The sequence below is a fragment of the Saccharopolyspora rectivirgula DSM 43747 genome, assembly GCF_000497205.1.
Lineage (GTDB): Bacteria > Actinomycetota > Actinomycetes > Mycobacteriales > Pseudonocardiaceae > Saccharopolyspora > Saccharopolyspora rectivirgula.
This window is the reverse complement of sequence record NZ_AYJW01000037.1, coordinates 1-22,148: the sequence shown is the minus strand read 5'-3', so window position 1 is coordinate 22,148 and position 22,148 is coordinate 1. Positions and strand designations below refer to the sequence as shown.

19 protein-coding genes and 1 pseudogene are annotated in these 22,148 nt (G+C 66.4%); 11 read left to right on the top strand and 9 right to left on the bottom strand.

Annotated elements, in window-relative coordinates:
- Positions 1-2 precede the first annotated feature (2 nt).
- Together SREC43747_RS0111810 and SREC43747_RS0111805 are read left to right on the top strand one after the other, a co-directional pair.
- The gene (locus tag SREC43747_RS0111810; RefSeq protein ID WP_408005188.1) at positions 3-662 is read left to right on the top strand and encodes a class II aldolase/adducin family protein; all 660 of its coding nucleotides are present in this window, start codon (positions 3-5) and stop codon (positions 660-662) included.
- A gap of 116 nt (positions 663-778) precedes the next feature.
- Positions 779-1,348: a dienelactone hydrolase family protein gene (locus SREC43747_RS0111805; protein WP_029721448.1), complete on the top strand. Its 570-nt coding sequence runs from the start codon at positions 779-781 to the stop codon at positions 1,346-1,348.
- Between the two features lie 302 nt (positions 1,349-1,650).
- On the opposite strand, the gene idi is transcribed toward SREC43747_RS0111805, so the two are convergent.
- On the bottom strand, positions 1,651-2,223 hold the full coding sequence (gene idi, locus SREC43747_RS0111800; RefSeq protein WP_029721447.1) for an isopentenyl-diphosphate Delta-isomerase: 573 nt from the start codon (positions 2,221-2,223) through the stop codon (positions 1,651-1,653).
- A 403-nt stretch (positions 2,224-2,626) separates the two neighbouring features.
- Positions 2,627-3,931 (bottom strand): NupC/NupG family nucleoside CNT transporter, encoded by a 1,305-nt coding sequence (locus tag SREC43747_RS0111795; RefSeq protein ID WP_029721446.1) that lies wholly within the window; start codon positions 3,929-3,931, stop codon positions 2,627-2,629.
- Between the two features lie 233 nt (positions 3,932-4,164).
- Here SREC43747_RS0111795 and SREC43747_RS0111790 point away from each other — a divergent pair, with 233 nt between their 5' ends.
- Both SREC43747_RS0111790 and SREC43747_RS0111785 read left to right on the top strand, forming a co-directional pair.
- Positions 4,165-4,698, top strand: coding sequence for a GNAT family N-acetyltransferase (locus tag SREC43747_RS0111790; RefSeq protein WP_029721445.1), 534 nt, complete (start codon positions 4,165-4,167; stop codon positions 4,696-4,698).
- A 245-nt stretch (positions 4,699-4,943) separates the two neighbouring features.
- Positions 4,944-5,741 carry an SGNH/GDSL hydrolase family protein gene (locus SREC43747_RS0111785; protein ID WP_029721444.1) on the top strand — a complete coding sequence of 266 codons (798 nt, stop codon included), beginning with the start codon at positions 4,944-4,946 and terminating at the stop codon, positions 5,739-5,741.
- Positions 5,742-5,797: 56 nt separating this feature from the next.
- On the opposite strand, the gene SREC43747_RS0111780 is transcribed toward SREC43747_RS0111785, so the two are convergent.
- Positions 5,798-6,499, bottom strand: a complete 702-nt coding sequence (locus tag SREC43747_RS0111780; RefSeq protein ID WP_236623149.1) for a Mut7-C RNAse domain-containing protein — start codon at positions 6,497-6,499, stop codon at positions 5,798-5,800.
- A gap of 459 nt (positions 6,500-6,958) precedes the next feature.
- On the opposite strand from SREC43747_RS0111780, the gene SREC43747_RS0111775 reads away from it, so the two are divergent.
- Positions 6,959-8,047 (top strand): J domain-containing protein, encoded by a 1,089-nt coding sequence (locus SREC43747_RS0111775; RefSeq protein WP_029721442.1) that lies wholly within the window; start codon positions 6,959-6,961, stop codon positions 8,045-8,047.
- 100 nt (positions 8,048-8,147) lie between these two features.
- Complete coding sequence (locus SREC43747_RS0111770; protein WP_029721441.1) at positions 8,148-8,552, top strand: VOC family protein; 405 nt, start codon at positions 8,148-8,150, stop codon at positions 8,550-8,552.
- A 136-nt stretch (positions 8,553-8,688) separates the two neighbouring features.
- On the opposite strand, the gene SREC43747_RS0111765 is transcribed toward SREC43747_RS0111770, so the two are convergent.
- The 4 genes and pseudogenes from SREC43747_RS0111765 to benA form a co-directional block, all read right to left on the bottom strand.
- A complete protein-coding gene (locus SREC43747_RS0111765) occupies positions 8,689-11,403 on the bottom strand; it encodes a helix-turn-helix transcriptional regulator (RefSeq protein WP_029721440.1) in 2,715 nt (904 codons plus the stop codon).
- 30 nt (positions 11,404-11,433) lie between these two features.
- Positions 11,434-13,232 (bottom strand): annotated as a pseudogene (gene benC, locus SREC43747_RS22335) (benzoate 1,2-dioxygenase electron transfer component BenC).
- Between the two features lie 16 nt (positions 13,233-13,248).
- Positions 13,249-13,755 carry a benzoate 1,2-dioxygenase small subunit gene (gene benB, locus SREC43747_RS0111750; RefSeq protein ID WP_029721437.1) on the bottom strand — a complete coding sequence of 169 codons (507 nt, stop codon included), beginning with the start codon at positions 13,753-13,755 and terminating at the stop codon, positions 13,249-13,251.
- A gap of 14 nt (positions 13,756-13,769) precedes the next feature.
- Positions 13,770-15,134, bottom strand: a complete 1,365-nt coding sequence (gene benA / locus SREC43747_RS0111745; protein WP_029721436.1) for a benzoate 1,2-dioxygenase large subunit — start codon at positions 15,132-15,134, stop codon at positions 13,770-13,772.
- 309 nt (positions 15,135-15,443) lie between these two features.
- On the opposite strand from benA, the gene SREC43747_RS0111740 reads away from it, so the two are divergent.
- The 5 genes from SREC43747_RS0111740 to SREC43747_RS0111720 all read left to right on the top strand — a co-directional run bounded on the left by SREC43747_RS0111740 (position 15,444) and on the right by SREC43747_RS0111720 (position 20,197).
- A complete protein-coding gene (locus tag SREC43747_RS0111740) occupies positions 15,444-16,367 on the top strand; it encodes a LysR substrate-binding domain-containing protein (protein WP_051387970.1) in 924 nt (307 codons plus the stop codon).
- Positions 16,348-17,451, top strand: coding sequence for a mandelate racemase/muconate lactonizing enzyme family protein (locus SREC43747_RS0111735; protein ID WP_029721434.1), 1,104 nt, complete (start codon positions 16,348-16,350; stop codon positions 17,449-17,451). The genes SREC43747_RS0111740 and SREC43747_RS0111735 overlap by 20 nt, the downstream gene beginning before the upstream one ends.
- Before the next feature lie 70 nt (positions 17,452-17,521).
- Positions 17,522-18,373: a catechol 1,2-dioxygenase gene (catA, locus tag SREC43747_RS0111730; protein ID WP_029721433.1), complete on the top strand. Its 852-nt coding sequence runs from the start codon at positions 17,522-17,524 to the stop codon at positions 18,371-18,373.
- Positions 18,374-18,466: 93 nt separating this feature from the next.
- Complete coding sequence (gene catC / locus SREC43747_RS0111725; RefSeq protein ID WP_201768686.1) at positions 18,467-18,757, top strand: muconolactone Delta-isomerase; 291 nt, start codon at positions 18,467-18,469, stop codon at positions 18,755-18,757.
- Positions 18,758-19,045: 288 nt separating this feature from the next.
- Positions 19,046-20,197 carry a CaiB/BaiF CoA transferase family protein gene (locus SREC43747_RS0111720; RefSeq protein WP_029721431.1) on the top strand — a complete coding sequence of 384 codons (1,152 nt, stop codon included), beginning with the start codon at positions 19,046-19,048 and terminating at the stop codon, positions 20,195-20,197.
- A 51-nt stretch (positions 20,198-20,248) separates the two neighbouring features.
- Here the strand turns inward: SREC43747_RS0111720 and fabG are convergent, their stop codons facing one another.
- Together fabG and SREC43747_RS0111710 are read right to left on the bottom strand one after the other, a co-directional pair.
- Complete coding sequence (gene fabG, locus SREC43747_RS0111715) at positions 20,249-20,986, bottom strand: 3-oxoacyl-ACP reductase FabG (protein WP_029721430.1); 738 nt, start codon at positions 20,984-20,986, stop codon at positions 20,249-20,251.
- A 110-nt stretch (positions 20,987-21,096) separates the two neighbouring features.
- A partial coding sequence (locus SREC43747_RS0111710) for an acetate--CoA ligase family protein (protein WP_201768685.1) occupies positions 21,097-22,148 on the bottom strand: 1,052 nt, incomplete at its 5' end.

Below are 22,148 nucleotides of genomic sequence, written 5' to 3'. Positions count from 1 at the left end.
GTGTGGAGCACTCGGTTCGCCTGGCGGAACAGCGCCGTGCTGTCATCGACATCGCGCAGCGGATGACGGCGGACGGCCTGGTCGTCGGAACGTCCGGGAACGTCTCGGTCCGGTGCGGCGACCTGATCGCGGTGACCCCTTCGGGGGTCGACTACGACGAGTTGACCGAGCCCGATGTTCCGCTGGTGGACTTGGACGGGGAAGTGGTGGACGGCGAGTTGCGCCCCACCTCCGAGCTCCCGATGCACCTGATGGCGTACCAGCGGCACGACGCGGGCGCGGTGGTCCACACCCACTCGCTGCACGCGACCGCCCTCTCCCTGCTGCGCGACGACGTTCCAGCGGTGCACTACCAGCTGGTCGATTTCGGCGGTCGGGTGCGGGTGGCGGAGTACGCCACGTACGGCACCGCGGAGCTGGCCGAGTCGATGTCGGTGGCGCTGGCCGGGCGGACCGGGTGCGTCTTGCGCAACCACGGCACCGTCACCATCGGGAAGAACCTGCGGCAGGCCTACAACCGGGCTCGGCAGCTGGAGTGGTTGTGCCAGCTGTGGCTGACCGCACGGCAGGTCGGTGACCCCAGGCTGCTCGACGACGCCGAGCTGGAGCGGGTCGCCGCCCAGTTCGCCGACTACGGGCAGCGCCGGCCGAGCGGTCGGTGAGCGCTGGAGCGCTTGCGGCGGGTCCGACCTGACGTGGCGATCACCGCGTCGACTCCAGCAGCGGACGCCGCCGGGGCGTTCTCAAGATCGTGTGCGCGACTGCTTTGATGTCTGCTATGGACATCCTCTTGTTGCATTCGGCATACGGCTTGCGGCCTGCCGTGCACGCCGCTGCCGATCGGTTGCGCGCCGCCGGCCACGAGGTCCACGTCCCCGACCTGTTCGACGGTCGGACCGCGGACTCGGTGGAGGAGGGCATGCGGCTGGCCGACGAGATCGGGCGGGACGAACTGCTGCACCGCGCTGTGCGGGCCGCGGCTCCGCACAGCGAGCGGGGAGTGCTGTACGCGGGCTTTTCCCTGGGTGCTGCCATCGCGCAGACCCTGGCGCTGGCGGACGAGAAAGCCCGCGGCCTGCTGCTGTTCCACGGCACCGCTGACATCGCTGCGGACGCCGCGGTCGACGACCTGCCGGTGCAGCTGCACGTGGCCGACCCCGACCACCTCGAGCCACACGACTGGCTGAACTCCTGGTACCTGCAGATGCAGCGTGCCGGGGCCGATGTCGAGGTGTTCCGCTATCCCGGCGTCGGTCACCTGTTCACCGACCCGGACCTGCCGGACCACGACGCGCAAGCGGCTGAAGAGGCCTGGCGGGTGGCGCTGGCGTTCATCGAGTCGCTCTGAAGCGTGGCGGGGCTGCCGTGGTGACCGGGTGGGCCCGGGACGTTCGAGCTGCTCCGATCGGTGCGGTGGGAGCGGAGCGCTTGGAGGAGCGAGGAGCAGCGGCTTCAGGCCAGGCCGTGCTCGGTTTTCGGGAACAGCCGTGCTGTGCTGCGGCTGTTCCCGAAAACAGTGCCCAGCAGCATTGTGGTACCGGCGAACGCCTCCGGGAGGCCGTGAAGTCTTCCGGTGAGCGCGGGGCAGCGCTGCCCTGCCGTGGCCGAATGCTGCCGAGCGGGTGATCCTGAATTCGCGTCTCGCCTGTTTCAGCGAGCGGCCGCGGGAAGCTCGGTTTCCCTGCCCGCGGGCCAGGCGAGCGGGTTCGGTCCCAGCTTGACCAGCTGCGGGACCTGCTCCTGGCACCACGGAGAAACATCGGCCTGGCCAGCGATCACGTCATCGCTGAACTTGGCCCAGTCGACCCAGCGGGTGTTCGCCACTTCTTCCGGGTTGGGCTGTGGCTGCTCGTCGGTGAACGCGACGAAGACCGGGCACATCTCGTTCTCGACCACGCCGTTGTCCATCACGGCCCGGTAGCGGAACCGGGGAAGCGCCAGCTGCAAGGTGTGCACGGTCAGGCCGAGTTCCTCGCGCAGACGTCGCGTGATCGCTTCCTCCACCGGCTCTTCCGGAGCGGGGTGTCCGCAGCAGGTGTTGGTCCAGACGCCCGGCCACGTTTTCTTGTGGTGTGCTCGCTGGGTCAGCAAGAACTCGCCGCGACCGTTGAAGACGTAGCAGGAGAACGCCAGGTGCAGCGGGGTCTCCGGGTGGTGCACTGTTGACTTGTCTGCCACGCCGATCGCTTGACCCGAATCGTCGAGCAGAACCACCTGTTCCACGTGAACTACCTCCTTGATTGCCACTGTGGCCGGTCCGGACGGCTTGTGGTGGCCTACGACGTCGTAAACGACGGCGTTCACTTTACGATCTTGGTCTGACCGCTGGGATCGGCCGATAGGCTATCCGCTTTGCTGCTATCCGGCAGCTCTGCATAATCCGACTGGCGGTCCTGCGTTAATCCAGAATAGGCAGTTGACCCCCAGTCCTGCCACTTTCAGTTGTAGCGGTGTTGCTCCTCTTGCAACACGTCGTGCGCCGTGGTCGTCCGGACAGCGGAATATCTACAGTGGAAAATCTTCGTCCAGTGCGGTCGTATTCGAACTGCCGAGGTGCTTTCCGCCCCTGGAACGCGAAGAGGTCCTGGTGGCGGACCACCAGGACCTCTTCGCTGGAATTCGTTCTTCAGACCAGAATGCCGGCGATCGCGGCACTGAGCAGATTGGCCAGTGTGCCGCCGAGGATCGCGCGGATGCCGTATTGGGCGATCCAGCTGCGCCGGTTCGGCACCATGCCGCCGAGGCCGCCGAGCAGGATTCCCAGCGATCCGACGTTCGCGAAACCGGTCAAGGCGAAAGTGATGATGGTCGCACTTTTCTCGCTGAATTGCTCGACTTGAGGGCCGAAATCGGCGAACGCGACGAATTCGTTGAGCACCAATTTCTCGCCGACGAATCCACCGGCCGCGACGGCTTCCTCCCAAGGAACCCCGATCACCCACATGAGCGGGGAGAAGATGTAACCCAGGATCTGCTGCAATGTCAGGTCCGGAGCGCCGAACAGTCCGCCGAGGGCTCCGAGGATGAGGTTGAGCAAGGCGACCAGGGAGACGAACGCGAACAGCATGGCGCCGACGTTGAGCGCCAACCGGAGACCGTCAGCGGCTCCGGTGGCCGCGGCGTCGATGACGTTGCGCGGTTTTTCTCCGGTCAGGGATTCCGCCAGCGCCGCCGAGCTGGCGGACTCGGACTCGGACTCGTCGCCGTCCTCTTCGGTCGCTTCTCCCCTCGTGGCGTCGGAGACCCCTTCGCGGGGAGTGAGGTGGTCGGTTTTCAGCTCCTCGGTTTCCGGGACGATGATCTTGGCCATCAGCAACCCGGCAGGAGCGGCCATGAAGCTGGCTGCGATCAAGTGCTTCAGATCGGCTCCCATCAGCGAGTAGCCGACCATCACGCTGCCGGCCACGGTCGCCAGGCCGCCCACCATCACCGCGAAGAACTCGGACCGGGTCATGTTGGGCAGGTAGGGGCGCACCAGCAGGGGCGCCTCAGTCTGCCCGAGGAAGATGTTGGCCGTGGCGTTGAGCGATTCCGGTTTGCTGGTGCCCAGCACCTTCTGCAGGCCACCACCGATGATCCGGACCACCCACTGCAGGATGTTCCAGTGGTACAGCACTGCGGTGAGGGAGGCTACGAAGACGATGACCGGCAGCACCTGGAAGGCCACCACGGTGCCTTCGGAGGGCAGGATGGGACCGACGAGGAAGTCGATGCCTTCCTTGGACGAGTCGATGACTTTTTGGACGCTGTCGGCGACGGCTGCGAGAGCTTGTTTGCCGGGTTCCCACCGCAGCACGATGATCGCGAACAGGACTTGGATGAGCAAGGCGCCGAGCACCGTGCGCGGTCGGATGGCCCGTCTGTTCGTGGACAGTGCGAATGCCAGCAGCAGCACGACGAGCATGCCGCCGATTCCCCACAAGATTTGCACGTGATGCCTCCCCGAGTGGCCTGAGCCCCGGATGAACACAAAGGTTTGCATCGGATGCTCGCATCTGGTGCAGCGATCTTGTACGCCGGGCGGGTGATGAGGCGAATTCACGCCACGCTGCTTTGCACCGGTGAGTAGTCATTCGCTCAGCCGATCAGCGGAAAAGCGACAACAGGGACGAATCGGGACTTCCGGTGCTGTGTCGGTGCGAGGTGGGGTGCCAGCATGCCGTCATGGCAACCGTGCAGCTCGCCCACACCGCTCAGCTGGAGAAGGGGGTGCTCGCAGCCGCCAGGGAGTTGCTCTACGAAGTATTCGTGGACGACATGGCGGAGCACGACTGGGAGCACTGCCTCGGCGGGATGCACGCGCTGGTGTGGGAGGGCGACGAGCTGATCGGTCACGGGGCAGTGCTGCTGCGCCGGATGCTCTGCGCCGGCCAGGTGTTGCGGGCCGGATACGTGGAAGGGGTCGCGGTCCGGACCGACCACCAGCGGCACGGCCGCGGTTCCGCGCTCATGGCGGTCCTGGAAGAGGTCATCGCCGGTGCCTACCAGCTGGGGGTGCTGGGCGCCAGCGAACGGGGAGTGCCGTTCTACGAATCCCGCGGGTGGCAGCGCTGGCTCGGCAGGACCTCGGTGCTGACCCCGACCGGCGTCCGCCGGACACCGGCCGAGGACGGCTACATCTTCGTGCTCCCGGTCGACGTCCGCCTCGACCACCGCGCTGAGCTCACCTGCGACTGGCGGCCGGGAGATGTTTGGTGACCGGATGCGTCGCCGAAATGCCCGTCGAGTTCCCGATCGACGTCCGCTGAATCGATGGTAAATCGTTTGAACGCAATTCTGCTGCTCCGCTGCGAGTAGGAGAAATGCGCTGAAAAGCGGATTGGTGTTGCTCTTCCGATTCTTCGGCGATCACAGTTAATTGGCGCTTATGCGACAAATTTCCAATTTTTTGTAATGGCCGGCTTATATGTGGTGCGTCGCGCTCCGAGTTCTGCGGAGGAATTATGCGCCACATCAGTCGAGCCGCTGCGGCGGTTGCCCTTGCCCTGGCCGGAACCATCACCACTGCTCCAGCATTCGCTGACACCAATGCTGCGGAAAACTACGTGGCACTGGGGGACTCCTACGCTTCTGGAGTCGGCACCCGGGAGTACTTCGAGGACAGCGGGGATTGCAAGCGCAGTCCCAAGGCATATCCCCAGCTGTGGGCTGACGCGCACGACGTCAGCAACTTCAGCTTCGTCGCGTGCTCCGGAGCAGTGACCGATGATGTCAATTCCGAGCAATTGGACGCGCTCAGCTCGGAAACCACGTTGGTGACGATCTCCATCGGAGGCAACGACATCGGTTTCGTCGATGTCATCACCGGCTGCCTGCTCAACACCGATGAGGGATGCGCCGACAAGGTGGCGGAAGCCGAGGAGAAAGCCCGCGACGAGCTGCCTGCCAAGCTGGAACAGACCTACGCGAACATCCGGCAGGCCGCGCCCAACGCCGAAGTGGTCGTGCTCGGTTATCCGCGGCTCAACGACCTCGGGGACTGCTCGATCCCCGGCTACTCGGAGGCGAAGCGCGAGCGGATCAACGAAGGCGCCGACGTCCTGGCGGAGATCATCCAGGAGCAGGCGTCGGCCGCCGGCTTCACCTTCGCCGACACCCGAGCGGCGTTCGACGGCCACGGGGTGTGCAGCGATGACGAGTGGATCAACGGGCCCAGCAGCCCGCTGGCGGAGTCGTTCCACCCGAACACCGATGGGCATGCCGAAGGTTATCTTCCGGTGCTGACCGGGATCACCGGGTGATCCCGGGGTCCGGGTTCCTGCCGACGACCGTTCCCGGCAGGAACCCGGGCCAGTGGTCAATCGGGGTAGTCCGGGTGTGCTTTCCGGGCTTGTCGGATCATTTCGGAGATTCGCCTGGCGTGCGCACCGCGCCAGTACACCCGCTCGCACTCCAGGCAGCGAGCGTAGTCGTCGTAGTTCCGCCGCGTACCGGGTTCGATGAGTTCGAGGATGTCCTCTTTGGGCACGCTGGTGAGTTCTCCGTTGCACGCGGTGCACCGCGTCCACGGGGCCAGCGGCGGGGCGAAGCGCTCCAGCACGTCGGCCAGCTGCTGGGGCGGACGGGCGCCGTACACGTAGGCGCCGGACCACAGCGCTCGGCGGCGCAGCAGCCCGCGGTCTTGGGTGAGCAGCACGCGGTGCTCGGCGTTGGCCTGGGCGATCAGGGAGTCGTCGGCGGCGTCGTTGCGGTAGGCGGTGTCGATGCCCAGCAGCCGCAACCTCCTGGCCAATTTCCCCAGGTGCACGTCGAGCACGAACCTGGGAACGAGCCGCTGCGGGCGGGGCACCGGCTGCAACTGGATGGTCTGGCCCGGCCGCGGTTGGTGCTCCGGCCCTCGGCTGGTGCCGTCCACGAGCAAGTCGCCGATCTCGGTCAGCGGCACCCCGAGGGATTCGGCGATGTGGCCGATCGTCGCCGTGCCGTCGTAGGGGACTGTGAGCAGTTCTCCCCGATTGCGCGGAGCGGCGAACAGGCGCAGCTGCGGTGCTATGCGCACGTGAACACTCCTGCCTCGGTCCACAGCACCATCGTCGGCCACTCGAGCGCAGGACGCCTGCTCTTGGAGGTGGAGAAACGCGAAAACCCGCTGACCTGTCCGGCCAGCGGGCTATCCACGCGGGCGGCCAAGGCGGCTGACCCGCCACCCCTCCCTTGATGGCCGCCCGGTAAGCCGTGCGCGATCGCGAAAGTGGCGCCTGCGTCCCGCACGGCCTGCCAGAAAACCTTTTGTTGTTCGAATTCTATCTCGTCCACCGGACGCAGGTGCACGGAGTCTGGTTGGCCCGGAATCGTCTGATTGACCGATTCTCGCGCCGCCGCTCCTCCGGGTAGCGCAGCGACCACGGACGGCCAGCGATGGCTTCCGCGCACCGGATGATGTTGTCCACCACTCGGTTGATCTTGGTCCTCGGTCAGGCCCTATCATGGCCGCGCGGTCGTTGGAGGTGGCGAGTTCGTGAGCGGGGTCGACTACTACGAACTGCTGGGGGTGAAGCGGGACGCAACCGCAGCCGAGATCAAATCGGCCTACCGCTCCCTGGCCCGCACGATGCATCCGGACGTGGGCGGCACCGCCGGGACCTTCCAGCTGCTGCAAGAGGCTTACGAGACGCTGCACGACCCGGTGCGCCGAGCGCGCTACGACAGCCTTTCCCGCCAAGCCGGGGCCCGGCCCGCTGCCCGGCGCGAGAAGCGGGCCGGGCAGCGGAAGAAGTTCGGCAACGACCCGCACTACAAGCCCCGCCTGCCGAGCATCCGTCCCGATGACCTGCCCTGGTGGGACGGGGTGAATCCGAAAGCGCGGCTGCGCTACCTGCCGATCACCGGCCCCCGGACGAGCCACACCCTGGCCGTCGTGGGCAGTTGGACGCTGCTGCTGGTGGGTGGTCTGGCCGCCGACCTGTCGGTGTCGCTGCGGGCGCTGTGGCTGTCGGTGCTGACCGCCACCGGAGCTGCAGTGGTGGTGATGTTGCGCCGCTTCCTGCTGGCGAAGCGGGAGGACCGCAGCTTCACCGCCGAATTCGGCGGGCAGCGGGTGTTCGGAGTGCCGGACGCAGAGGACAACCGGGTTCGGTTGTTGACCGCCGAACTGTGCTCCCGCTACCTGACCAGGATCCCCGGGGTGCGGATCTTCCACGGTCTCTCGCTGCCGGACTCGGTCTTCGAGGACATCGATCACGCAGTGCTGTGCGGTCGCCGGCTGGTGCTGGTGGAGTCCAAGTGCTGGTTGCCCGGGCACTACACGGTCGGCGAGGACAACCAGCTGTGGCGCAACGGGCACCCCTTCCGGGGCGGGACCACCAGACTTCCGGAGATGCTGGAGGTCTACGAGAAGCTGCTGCCGGAGGTGGAGATCCGCGGCGTCGTGGTCATCTACCCGAGCAGAGCGGGCGAGGTGACCACCGCGGACTGCCCGGACAGCCCGGTCGTGCCGATGACCCCCGCGCAGTTCGTCCGCGAGATCGGCAGGTGGTTGGCGCAGGATCCGGCGCTCGTCGACCGCGAAGCGTTCACCGTGGTGCTCGACCGGGTGCAGGCCACCTGAGCGGGAAAACCGCCCCGGGCGATGAGTTTTCGCCGCGCCACCGGTCAGTACTGGCGACAGGACCGGAACACCGGTCTTGCGCTGACCGCGAGGAGGCGACGTGTCCGGGAAAACATTCATCAACCTGCCCGTGAAGGACTTGAATAAGTCGATCGAATTCTTCTCCGCACTGGGGTTCGAATTCGACCGCCGCTTCACCGATGAGAACGCCACCTGCATGGTCCTCGGGGCGGACAGCTACGCCATGCTGCTGGTCGAGCCGTTCTTCCAGCAGTTCACCGGGAAGAAGCTGGTCGACGCCGCGGACAGCACCGAGGCCATAGTCACGATCTTGCTGGACAGCCGGCAGCAGGTGGACGAGTTGGTCGACAAAGCTCTTGCGGCCGGTGCGGGCAAGGTCAACGACCCTTACGTGGAAGAGGGCATGTACGGGCGCAGCTTCTCCGACCTGGACGGGCACCAGTGGGAAGCCGTCCACATGGACATGGCAGCCATGGAGGGCTGAGCAGCGGATGATCGCACAAGGGCTCGACCTCTGCGGGTCGGTCGAACCGGCCGTCCCGGGTGCCTTCCCCCGGGAACTGCTGGCGAGGTGACCGGGCGTTGGAGCGCGGGCCTCGCCGGCAGAACGGGGGACCGGCTCATTCCCCCTGGTCGGAGAGCTGGTGGTACTGGGCGGCGAGCTCGCTGCGGGACCGCAGCCCCAGCTTGGTGTAGATCCGGGTCAGGTGGTACTGCACCGTCTTCACCGAAATGAACAGTTCGACGGCCACCTGCTTGTTCGTCTTGCCTTCGGCGACCAGCTTGGCCACCGACTGCTCCTGCGGGGTCAGTTCGGTGAGCAGCGCCCGGGAGCGCTTCGCGTTCATGCCACCGGCTTTGAGCTCCCTGTCGCACCGCTTGACGTAGGTGTGGGCGCCCAACGCGGCGTAGATCTCCCGTGCCTGGTGCAACACGGTGTCGGCTTCCTTGCGCTTGCCCGCGCGGCGCAGGGTCTGGCCGTAGGCGAAGTTGACCCGCGCCCGCTCGTAGGGGAGCGGCAGCGTCTTCAGCCGGGTCAAGGCGGTTTCGAAACTCTCCCGGGCCGCGTCGACGTCTCCGTTCGCGGCGTGGATGCGCCCGCGCACGTACCCCAGCCTGGCTTGCGTGGACCGGTGCTGCCGCTCGGCGGCGAGCTCTTCGAGCGGGCGCAGGAAGTCGTCGGCGGCGTCCACCTGGCTGGTCATCACCAGCGCGTTGGCGTAGATGTCGTGCCACGGCCAGAACCCGGGCTCGTTGGGCCCCTCCTGGGCCAGCAGTCCGGTCAGCGGCTCCAGCGCTCGCAGCACCCCGTGGTAGTCCGATTGCGCTTCGGCGAATTGGGCCCGCGCTATGCAGGCGGGAATGAGCATCACTTCGTAGCTGTGCGTCGCAGCGGGCATCTTGCGCAGGTGCTCCTGGGCGGTTTCGAAATCTCCGCGCAGCGCGTTGATCTGGATGCCCGTCCAGTGGACGAGCGGACGCATCAGCTCCATTCCGCTGTCCTCGGTGCGGAGCATGGCGCGGTTGACGGTTTGCAGCGCCGCGTCCCACGCGCCGAGGGCGAACTCGGTGCGGGCCAGCCAGCCGTGCGCCCACAGCGAGATGCGGATCGAACCGAGGCTGTACTCGGTGCGCGCCGCGACCTCGAGTTCCTGGCGCGCGCTCAACGGGTCGTCCAGGGCCAGCTCCACCCACCCCTTCCCGAGGTGCATGCGCTGGGGTTGGGCTCCGCGGTTGACCCGGTTGCCGGCGATCCGGTAGGTCTCCCTCGCCTCTTCCGCTCTGCCGGAAGCGGCCATGCCCAGGCCGATGATCGCCTCCGACTCGACCGCGGAAGGGGAGACCGGATCGGCCAGCTGCATCGCCCGCTTCGCCCACAGGACGACTTGCTCTCCGTTCCAATGGCTCAGGGCGTGCAACACCCGGCGCTGGCAGATCAACGCCGCGGTCTCCGGGTCGCGCTGCGGGTCGCACTTCTCCCAAGCTCGGGTGAGCAGCGCTTCGGCTTCGGAAGGACGACCGCGGAGGATCGCCAGGTACCCCAGGACCGCATCGCGCAGCGGGTTCGGCGGCAGGGTTTCGATCTGCGGGGCGTACATGCTCGCCTGCGGCAGGTCACCGGCGCCGGCGAAGGCGTCGACGGCGCGGACCAGCCGGTGCTCTTGGTCGGATCGATCGGGGCTGAGCCGGCTGGCGTTGATCAGCGCCTGCCCGGCGACGGCCCAGGCCCCCAGGTCGGCCTGCTGATCCGCGTAGGACTCGAGCTCCCCGGCCAGCGAGGAGTCCGGAAAAGGAGTGACGCTGACCAGGTGGTTGAGCCGCTCACCTCGTTCCTGCACCGCTTCAGCTGCTTTGAGGTGCAGCTCGTGCCGCACCAGCGGAGGCAGGCCGTGGTAGACCGCGGAGTGGATCAAGGTGCTGGGGAACGACATCAGCAGCAGACCGCTGCCGGAAACAGTGGTGGCGAGTCCCGCGGCGCAGGCCTCGTCCAGGGCGGGAACCGGGTCGCGGACCCCCGAGATCTCCGCGGCTTCGGCGACCGAAACGGTGCGGCCGAGCACGGCCGCGGCTTCCAGGAAAGCGCGGGTGGTGGCGCTGCACCCCTGCAGAGTGCGGGATACGGCCGTGCGCACCGATTCCGGCACGGGCAGCATCGGGTGCCAGCGGTCCCAGTGCGTCTTCGGGGTTTCCGCGAACAGCTCCCGCAGGTACCGGGGGTTGCCCTGGGTGTGCTCGGCCAGTCGCCGCGCGGTGGCCGCCGGCAGGTCCAGGCCGGAGCAGACCAGCGCGAGACTGCGCACGTCATCGGTGGTGAGCGGGCCGACTTGCAGGATCGGCCGCAGGTGCCCGAGGAGGTCCACGACTTCCTCGGGCACCTGCCTGGCCAAGTCGGTGCGGGCGATCAGCAGGATCAGCACTTGTTGACTGGTCATCCGGCGGTGCGCGGACACCAGCGCTTGCAGCGAATCGACGTCAGCCCAGTGCGCGTCGTCGACCACCACCGCGGTGGGGCCGGCGGACCAGTGCTCGAGCAACTGCTCAGCGGCGTCCACCGGGTCTTGCGGAGGTCGATCGGCTGCTCGCTGGCCGAGGAGCTGCGTCACCACTCCGAAGGGGTTGGACCGCTCCCAGCGCAACCCGGTGCTCCACTCGACGTGGATGCCGTCCTGCCGGGCCAGGAAGTGCTCGACCAGGGTGGTTTTTCCGATCCCGGTCGTGCCTGCCACCAGGGCGGCCAGGGGGAGGCCGGCGCGCACGTCGGCCAGCATGCGTTCCAGGTCGGACAGTTCGTGCTGCCGCCCGACCAGTTCCTCGTTGGACTGCGTTGACGCCACGCGCCGACTGTACTTACCGGGGCAACCAGTTCAGCCCTGATCGCCGCCGGCCACCGGAAGCACCGAGCCGGTGATGTAGCTGGCCTCGTCGGAGGCCAGGAAGGCGATCGCCGCGGCCTGCTCCTGGAGGGTGCCGTAGCGCTTCATCAACGAGGAAGCGACGGTCTGCTCGACGATCTCCTGGTACCAGGTCCGTTCTTGCTCGGTTTCCGGTGCCGGGCCGCGGGGGATGCGGCGCTCCGGAGCGTTGGTGCCGCCCGGGGCGGTGGCCACCACGCGGATGCCGTGCGGCGCCGCTTCCATCGCCAGTGCGGAGGTGATCGCGTTGACCCCTCCCTTGGCGGCGGCGTACGGAACGCGGTTGATGCCGCGGGTGGCCACCGAGGAAACGTTGACGATCGTGCCCCGACCCTGCTCGATCATGAGCGGCAGCACCGCTCGGCAGCACCACAGCGTGGGGAACAGCGATCGGCGGATCTCGGCCTCGATCTGCTCCGGCGGGTAGTGCTGGTAGGGCTTCGCCCAAATGGTGCCGCCGACCGTGTTGATCAGCACGTCGACCCCGCCGTGCAGGTCGTTGGTCTGCCCGATGGCCTTCTGAGCTCCTTCGAAGTGCTCGAGGTCGGCCGTGAAGCTGTGCGCTTTGCGGCCGTCCCCGCAGAGTTCCGCGGCCACCTCGTGCACCAGTTCCGAGCGGTCGACGAGAACGACCTCGGCGCACTCCTCGAAGAGCCGTTCCGAGACCGCTCGGCCGATGCCCTGGGCGGCACCGGTGACCACGACCACCTTCCCCGCGAACCGGCCGCGGCTCATCGCCCCACCTCCGCAGCTACCTGGAACTTCTCGTTGTAGAAGTTCGCCGGGGTCACCCCCGCCTCGTTCAGGTGGCTGCGCACGGCGTCCACCATCGCCGGCGGTCCGCACAAGTAGACGTCCACATCGCCGTCGTGCAGTTGCTCCGGCCCGAGGAGGGAGGTGACGAATCCCTTGTTCGGTGCTGAGCTGCGCTCGTCGGCGACGCAGTAGTCGAACGTCAACTGCGGGATCTTCCCGGCGTACTGCTGGATGGTGTCCAGCTCCACGAGATCTTCATCGGTGCTCACGCCGTAGAGCAGGTGCACCGGGTGCTCCGGTGGCTCTCCCACTAAACGGTCCAATATGGACAGAATGGGGGCGAGGCCGGTGCCGCCAGCGAGGAACAGCGCCGGCCTGGTCAACTCGCGGAGGTAGAACGTGCCCATCGGGCCGGTGAATTCGATTCGATCCCCGACTTCGGCCTTGTCCTTGAGGTAGCCGGACATCGCGCCGCCTTCGGTTATGCGAACCAGGAACGACACCGCCTTTTCCCCGGTCCCGCTGCAGAACGAGTAGGAGCGCTCCAGATCGGTGCCCGGTACTTTGACGTTGACGTACTGGCCGGGCAGGAAAGCCAGCTTGTCCCGATCGTCGAGGTCGACGGTGAATTTCACGGTGGTGGGCGAGTACCGGTGGATATCGCTGATCGTACCGGTGTGGACGACAGCTCCGGTCTTGGCGAATTCGGACGTCGAGGCGATCTCCAACACCAGGTCGGACTCGGGCATGAGCTGGCAGGGCAGCACGTAGCCTTGTTCGGCCTCTTCGTCGCTCAGCGCGTCTTCGATGTAGTCGCCGCCGTCGTATTCACCGGAGACGCAGAATGCCTTGCAGGTGCCGCACGCCCCGTCCCGGCAGTCCAGTGGGATGTTGATGCGGGAACGGTAGGAGGCTTCAGCAACGGTTTCGTGGCTTTCGCACGTGATGAACCGAGTGACGCCGTCCTCGAAGTTCAGTGCAACCTGATAGGCCATCAGCGGGTCACCTCGGTCAGATGTGGTAGATGTCGATGACGTGGTGGACGTAGTCGTTCTTCAAGACGACCTTCTTCTTGGTGATCAACGGCTGTTCACCGGAGAAGTCGATGGTGTAGAACGATGTTCCGAAGTAGGTGTCCACGTTGTTGTACCGGAAGTACAGCGTGAACCAGTTGAACCGGACGTCCACCAGATCGCCGCGCTGATCGAGGATCTCGACGTTGGTGATGTTGTGACCGGTGCGCGGCTCCGGGATGCTGGTGGCCGCTGACCGATCGGTGCGGATCCGGAAAACGCGGTCTTCCAAGCCCCCGCGGTTGGAGTAGTAGATGAGCGAGATCTCCTTCTGCGGGTCCTCGGTCAGCTCGTCGTTGTCGTCCCACGCCGGCATCCAGAACTCGACGTCCGGGTGGTAGCACTCCAGCCAGCGCTCGAATTCGCGGTCGTCCAGGTAGCGAGCCTCGCGGTAGAGGAACTGGCGAACCGCTTCCACGGTCACCTTCTCGGTCGCTGTCGTCATGCCGATCGCCTCCCTCACTGCCCGTTCCGCGCGGCTTCTGCGTCCACCGCGTTGCGCATGGTTTCCAGCCAGTAGCCGTGCTGGATCGGGTACAACCCCTCGTCCTCGGTGCGGACACCGCTGGCCAGCGGCTTGAGGCCCAGTTCGCGGGCGTCCTCGTCCGGTCCCTCCAGCTCGTGGGTCGCACCACGGCTCATGTCGTTCCACGGGGCGTAGTCCGCGGCGGCGTAGGCCCTGTGGCAGGCCCGGAACTCCTCCAGGTCGTCGGGCGTCGCCATCCCGGTGGCGTTGAAGAAGTCCTCGTACTGGCGAATGCGCTGGGCGCGGGCTTCGGCGCTTTCCCCCTTGGGGGCGATGCAGTAGATGGTGACCTCGGTCTTGTCCGGCGCGATCGGGCGGAAGTGCCGGATCTGCGAGCTGAACTGGTCCATCAGGTAGACGTTCGGGTACAGGCACAGGTTGCGCGAGTACTCGATCATCCACTTGGCCTTGGTTTCGCCGAACTTCTCGCTGAGCTCTTCCCGCTGGTTCCACAGTGGCCGGTTCGTCGGGTCCTTCCAGCGCGTCCACAGCAGGAGGTGGCCGTGCTCGAAGGAGTAGAAACCGCCGATCTGCTTCGACCAGGTGCCGGCGTCCATGTTCTTGGTCTGGTTGCTGGACTCGCCGGTGGTGCGGCGGGCGGTGGTGGCCGCGTAGTTCCAGTGCGTGGCCGAGACGTGGTAGCCGTCAGCGCCGTTCTCGGCCTGGACCTTCCAGTTGCCGTCGTAGATGTAGGTGGAGGAACCGCGCAGGACTTCCAAGCCTTCGGGCGACTGGTCCACGATCAAGTCGATGATCTTGGTGGTTTCCCCCAGGTGTTCCTCCAGTGGGAGGACGTCCGGGTTGAGGCTGCCGAACAGGAAACCGCGGTAGCTCTCGAACCGGGCCACCTTGGTCAGGTCGTGCGACCCGTCCTTGTTGAAGCCTTCCGGGTAGCCGGCGTCGCGTGGGTCTTTGACCTTCAGCAGCTTCCCGTTGTTGCTGAAGGTCCAGCCGTGGAACGGGCAGGTGAGGGTGACCCGGTTGTCGGTCTTGCGCCGGCACAGCATCGCGCCGCGGTGGCTGCAGGAGTTGATCAGCGCGTTCAGCTCACCCTGCTTGTCGCGGGTGATCACGACCGGAACACGACCGATGTAAGTGGTGAAGTAATCACCGACGTCGGGGATCTGGCTCTCGTGCGCCAGGTACACCCAGTTGCTTTCGAAGATGTACTTCATCTCGAGCTCGAAGAGCTCTTCATCGGTGAAGATGCTGCGCTTCGCGCGGCGAAGGCCTGTCTCGGGGTCCTCCACCACGGCGTTGTCCAGCACCGTCCGGATTCGTTCCAGCGTCTCCGACATCGTGCCTCCTGATTCCCGGCGGGCTGCTGCCCGCCTCGCGGACCTCGGTGTCCGGGCGTTGCCGAAGACGTTGACATGGCAGTGACGTGTGTTACGCCGGGAATTTGCCTAGTCCTAACCTAGGGTCCATTGATATTCACCAAGTACTAATTCATCGCAAATGAGTATTTGTGAGAGCTGAATCAGGTGGCTTACGCTGACCGAGACGCAGCTCTTTGTGCTCTGCGCCACACCACATGCGATTTCCGCTTCCAGCCCGTTTCGCTGCGGTTTACCGGAGCTGGCTGCAACGTCGAAGGAGGTGGCTCGGTGGAACTGCGGCACCTGCGCTACTTCCTCGCAGTTGCCGAGACCAGGCATTTCGGTCGGGCGGCTCAGCGGTTGAACATGGCTCAGCCGCCGCTGTCCCAGGCGATCAGGCAGCTGGAAGCGGAGCTCGGCGTGAAGCTGTTCACCCGCACCACGCGACAGGTCAAACTGACCACTGCCGGGGCGGTTTTCTACGACGACACGCAGCGCATCCTGCAGTCGATCGAGGACGCCACCCGCCGGGCTCGGCGCTTCGCCGAGGGGTGCCACGGACTCTTGCGGCTCGGGCTCACCGGTTTGGCCTCTTACCAGCAACTTCCTCGGATAGCTCAAGTCATCAAGCAGGAGCTTCCCGGGGTGGAACTGGAAATCCACACCGACATGCTGACTCCCGCGCAAGAGCGAGCACTGCTGCAGTCGAGCATCGACATCGGCGTGCTGCGTCCGCCCACCAGGGGGGAGGGGATCGTCCACCGGACTGTGGACCGGGAACCCCTGGTGCTGGTGCTGCCGAGCAACCACCGGTTGGCGGGGGAATCGACGGTCAGCGTGGCTGAACTGCGCAACGAGTCCTTCATCATGTACGAGACGGCATCTCGATCAGTGGTGAACGACGCGGTCGTGCGCAGTTGCTTGTCCGCGGGTTTCTACCCGAATTGCGTGCACGAAGTCGGTGAGTCATCCATCCAGTTGGCGCTCGTCGCCGCTGGCCTGGGCGTGGCGCTGGCGCCGGCTTCGGTGCAGGCGCTGCCGCTGGAGGGCGTCGTCTTCGTGTCCGTTCCGGACGCCGAGTCCGTCGAGCTGGCGCTGGCATGGCGAGCTGACGACACCTCGCCGCTGCTGCACAACGTGCTGACAGCACTGGCAGAGAACAAAGTTTTTCTTCCGCACAGCGAGGACATCCGTGAAGATCACGCAAGTTGAGGCGATTCCGTTCGCCATCCCCTACCGGAAGCCGCTGCGCTTCGCCAGCGGTGAAGTCAACACCGCAGACCACGTGCTGGTGCGGGTGCACACCGAAGACGGGGTAGTCGGTGTGGCCGAAGCACCGCCGCGACCGTACACCTACGGGGAAACTCAAGAATCCATCGTCGCGGTGATCCGCAAGATCTTCGCGCCGGAACTGGTCGGCATGTCAGCGCTGGAACGCGAAGCGATCCACGCTCGACTGCACCGCACGGTGGGCAACCCGGCGGCCAAGGCAGCGATCGACATGGCGCTGTGGGACGTGATCGGGAAATCCTTGCAGGTTCCGGTGACTCAGCTGCTCGGCGGCTACACCGACAGGATGCGCGTTTCCCACATGGTGGGGTTCGCTTCTCCAGCGCACATGGTCGCCGAGGCGCAGCGAGTTCGCTCCGAGTACGGCATCACCACCTTCAAGGTCAAAGTCGGCCGTCGCCCGTACACGCTCGACGTGGAAGCCTGCCGGGCTCTGCGAGAAGGTCTGGGCGAGGACGTTGAGCTCTACATCGACGGCAATCGAGGCTGGACTCCCTCGGAATCCGCCAGGGCTCTTGACGAGATGTCCGATCTGGGTTTGACTCTCGCCGAAGAGCTGTGCCCGGCGGACGACGTCCTCGGACGGCGCTGGCTCGTGCAGCAGTGCAAGATCCCGTTCGTCGCCGATGAAAGCGTCGCCCGCCCGGGAGAAGTGACTCGGGAACTGCTCTCCGGTGCCGCCAACGCGATCAGCATCAAAACCGCGCGGACCGGGTTCACCACCTCGCAGCGCGTGCTGGCGCAGTGCGAGGGACTCGGAGTCGAGGCGGTCATCGGCAACCAGATCGACGGGCAGATCGGAACGATGTGCTCGGTGGTCTTCGGCGCGGCATTCCGCTTGACATCGCAACGGGCCGGTGAACTGTCCAACTTCCTCGACATGAGCGACGACCTGCTCACCGATCCGGTGCGGATCGTGGACGGCACGGTCGCAGTCCGGTCCCAGCCCGGGCTGGGAATCGAGATCGACCCGGAAAAACTGGCCCGCTACCGCCAGGACAACTGAACTTCCGCTCCCCGGAGGGGAAGCGGGTGGAAGCAACAACAACGCTGTTGGAGCGAGAAGGAAAATCAAAATGACAGAACAGCTGACTGAGCAGGAAGCCACCGCTGCTGCGTCCGGTGCTGCGGCCACCGCTCGTTTCCGGCAGAAGAACCTCCAGGTGAACGCCAGCCAGGAGCGCGTGAACGCCATCGCCACCGACGCTCTCCAGGCGCTGCACGAAGTGATCCGCAAGCACAAGGTCACCTACAGCGAGTACGACGCGCTGAAGGCGTGGCTGATCCAGGTCGGTGAGGACGGCGAGTGGCCGCTGTTCCTGGACGTGTGGATCGAGCACGTGGTGGAGCAGGTCGCCAACGAGAACCGCAAGGGAAGCGCCGGCTCCATCGAGGGCCCGTACTACGTGCCGGGTGCCCCGGAGCTGCCCTCCGAGTGCACCCTCCCGATGCGCGAGGACGAGCCCGGCACCCCGCTGGCCCTCTACGGCCGAGTCACCAGCGTCGACGGCGAGCCGCTGCCCCACGCCAAAGTGGAGATCTGGCACGCGGACGACCTCGGCTACTACTCCCAGTACGCCCCGGGGTTGCCGGAGTGGAACCTGCGCGGCACCTGCATCGCCGACGAGGAAGGCCGCTACAAGATCCACACCATCAAGCCGGCCCCGTACGAGATCCCCAAGGACGGCGCCTGCGGCAAGCTGATCGCCGCTGCCGGGTGGAGCGCGTGGCGTCCGGCTCACCTGCACCTGAAGGTTTCGGCGCCCGGGCACCAGCTGATCACTGTCCAGCTGTACTTCGACGGTGAGGACTACGTCGACAACGACATCGCCTCGGCGGTGAAGCCGGAGCTGATCCTCAAGCCCACCCCGGTCGGCGACGGTGACGGGCTGGAAGCGCACAAGGACTTCGTGCTCGACCCGGAATGAGCCCGGTGCAGGGCGCCTCCGCCTGGAGGAGTTCGGCCCGAGGTGCCCTTCCGCGGCGCTTTTCGTGCAGTTGGACGAAGAAAGGGACCTGTCGTGCTGTTCGCGGTGAAGATGGAAGTCAACCTGCCACCGGAGATGGATCCGGACGTCAAAGCCGACATCCTCGCCCGGGAGAAGGCGTACTCGCAGGAGCTGCAGAAGGGCGGCGAGTGGAAGAACATCTGGCGGTGCGCCGGGCAGTACTCGAACTTGAGCATCTTCGACGTGGACAGCAACGATCGGCTGCACGAGATCCTGTGGAACCTGCCGCTGTTCCCCTACATGAGGATGGAGATCACTCCTCTCGCGCAACATCCTTCGGACATCGCACTGCTCGATTCCTGAGGGCGCGGTAGCAGTGCGCTGAGCTCTGGCCGTGAACCCAGCGGGCTCACGGCCAGAGCTGCGCCAGCTGCCCGTCACAGCTCTTCCCGCTCGGCGCTCTTCGCGGATCGAGTCTGGTCAGCGGCAGAGCCACTGGGTATCTTGCGGGCATGGTCTGTTCGCCGGCGGATGCGCGCCCGCCAGAGGTTCGGCGAGCGCTGGCCAGCGTCGGGCACCTCGGGGGTGACGCCGCTCCTGCTGGTCCGCTGGCCCTTCCAGCTGCCATCCCGATCGGAGGGGAACGGGAGCATGCTTCCGCTTGAGGGAGTGACGGTCGTTTCACTGGAACAAGCGGTGGCCGCGCCGTTCGCCACTCGTCAGCTCGCCGACCTCGGTGCTCGGGTGATCAAGGTGGAGCGCCCGGGCGGCGATTTCGCCCGCGCCTACGACACCGCCGTCAACGGCATGTCCAGTCACTTCGTGTGGCTCAACCGGAACAAGGAGAGCCTCGTCGTCGACCTGAAGACCACCGATGGCCAGCGGGTCGTGCGCAAACTGCTCGACCGGGCCGACGTGTTCGTGCAGAACCTCGCGCCGGGGGCGGCTGCGCGATTGGGGCTGGGCGCTGCGGAGTTGCGCGAGCGCAACCCCCGGCTGGTCGTCTGCGACATCTCCGGCTACGGCAGTTCCGGTCCGTACCGCGACAAGAAGGCGTACGACTTGCTGATCCAGTGCGAAACCGGTTTGGTCTCCATCACCGGCAACGAAGCCGAGCCGGCCAAAACCGGGATATCGGTGGCGGACATCGCCGGGGGCATGTACGCCTTCAGCGGCGTGCTGACAGCCCTCTACGAGCGGGAGAGGACCGGGGAGGGGACCGCGTTCGAGGTGTCCCTGTTCGACGCTCTCGCCGAATGGATGGGATATCCGTACTACTACGCGGTGTACGGGGGGACCGCGCCGAAGCGCACCGGAGCCCGGCACGCTGCCATCGCCCCCTACGGTCCGTTCACCGCCGGTGACGGATCTCGGGTGTTCCTCGGGGTCCAGAACGAGCGGGAGTGGCGCGCGTTCTGCTCGCAAGTTCTGGAAATGCCAGAGCTGGCCGCTGATCCCCGGTTCTCCACCAACCCGCGCCGGGTGGCCAACAACGCGGAGCTGGTGGCGATCGTCGAGGCCGCGTTCCGCGAGCTGAGCAGCACCGAAGTGCTGGAACGGCTGCAGGAGGCCGGCATCGCCAACGCGCGGATGCGCACCGTCGCCGAGTTCGCCGAACACCCCCAGTTGCGGGCGCGGGAGCGGTGGCGGGAAGTCGACTCGCCGGCCGGTCGGTTGCGGGCACTGCTGCCCCCGGTGACCTACCCGGACCGGGAACTCCGGATGGACCCGATCCCCGAGGTGGGGGAGCACACCGACAAGATCCTCGCTGAACTGGACGAACCCGCCCCGCAGGAGGATTGATCCAGCGGGGAACCGGCTTGCTGCTCGCGGGACGGGTCCGGCCGCGCCGCGTCAGATGTGCCGTCCGCCGGTGATCTCCAAAACGCACCCGGTCATGTAGGACGACATCTCCGAAGCCAAGAACAGCACGACGTTGGCGACTTCCTCCGGTTCACCAGCGCGCTGCATCGGGATCTCGGCGAGCTTGGCCTGCCAGACGTCTTCGCGCAGAGCCGCGGTCATGTCGGTGCGGATCAGTCCCGGCTGCACCGCGTTGACCCGGACACCCTTGTAGGCCAGTTCTTTCGCCGAGGCCTTGGTGAGCCCCACGATGCCCGCTTTGGCCGCGCTGTAGTTCGTCTGGCCGATCATGCCGACCTTGCCGGATATGGAGGAGATGTTGACGATCGAACCGCTGCCTTGCTCCCGCATGACCGCGGCCGCGGCCTTGGTGCCCAGCCAGGCGCCTTTCAGGTGCACGTCGAGCACTGATTCGAAGTCCTCGAGCGTCATCTTGCGCATCGTGGCGTCCCGGGTGATACCGGCGTTGTTCACCATGACGTCCAAGGAGCCGAACTCGTCGGTGGCAGCGCGGACCGCGGACTCCACCGCGTCCTGATCCGTCACGTCGCAGGTCACGGCCAGCGCAGTGGGCTTGCCGCCAAGCTTTTCCGCCGCTTCGCGGGCCTGGTCACCGTCGATGTCGGCGACGACCACCTTCGCGCCGTGCGAGACGAACGTCTGCGCGATGGCGAAGCCGATCCCCTTGGCTCCGCCGGTGACCAGAGCGGTCTTGTCCTTCAGCAACATGCAAACCTCCGTTGGTTCGGCTGGTCAACTTTCACCGCAACAGCGCTGGGCCTGTCCAGACCGAGGAGAGGATGAGTGATCCTTCCCACAGCGGCCGGGGCGGTCACCGATCAGTGCCGCTCCTCCGGTGCGCCGGCGCTCAACACGGCCAGGCAATCCACCGCGGTCGCTCCGGAGGGGCCGAGAACCAGCGGATTGACGTCCAACTCCTCGACCTCGTCCGCCAGATCCGCGGCCAGCCAGGACAACCTCATCACCGCGTCCGCGGCGCCGTCCAGGTCCAACGCCGGCTGGCCGCGCAGACCCGCGAACACCTCGCTGGCGCGCAGGGAGAGGAGCAACCGCCGCGCTGTGTCGCTGTCGAACGGAGGGACACCGATCCGGGTGTCAGCCAGCACGTCCACCAGGACACCCCCGAAGCCCACCAAGACCACGGGCCCGAACACCGGGTCCCGCTTGATCCCGGCCACGAGCTCAGCGCCTCCGGTGACCATTCGTTGCACCAGTACGGCCGGCCTGGCCTGCCCGGTGTCCGCAGCGATTTCCAGCAAGTCCGCGGCGGCCTCCCGCACCTGCTCGGGCGTGCGCAGGTCCAACCGCACCCCGCCGACATCGGTTTTGTGCCCGATGCGGTCGGACAGCAGTTTCACCGCCACTCGACCGCCGAGCTCCGCAGCGGCCTCGACCGCGTCCTGGACGGTGGTGACCGGGTAGGAACCGGCGCACGGGATGCCGTAAGCGGCGATCAGCCGCGTCGAGTCGTACTCGTCGAGCTGGCGCTTGTCCTCGCTGCGCGCTTTGCAGACGATCGCGCGGACGACCCGGTCCTCGATGTCATCGGGCCGGGCAGCTGCCGGCAGCGGCGGCCGGAAGCTGAAATCGGCCAGCGCCCCCAGGGCGGCTGCGGCGCGGGCCGGATCGGTGAAGCACGGGATGCCCAGTTCCCGAAGCCGCTGCCGAGGACGGCCACTGCCGCCCGTCCACACGACCACGATGGGCCGGTCGGTCGATTCGTACGCCTGGCGGATGATCTCGATCAGCTGGTCGGCTCCGCTGTCGGCATTTCCCAGCAGGACCGCGATCATGTCGGTACCGGGGTGCTTGACGGCGACCTGCAGACTGCGCCGCAGCAAATCCGGTTCGCTGATCAAGGTGGCGGTCA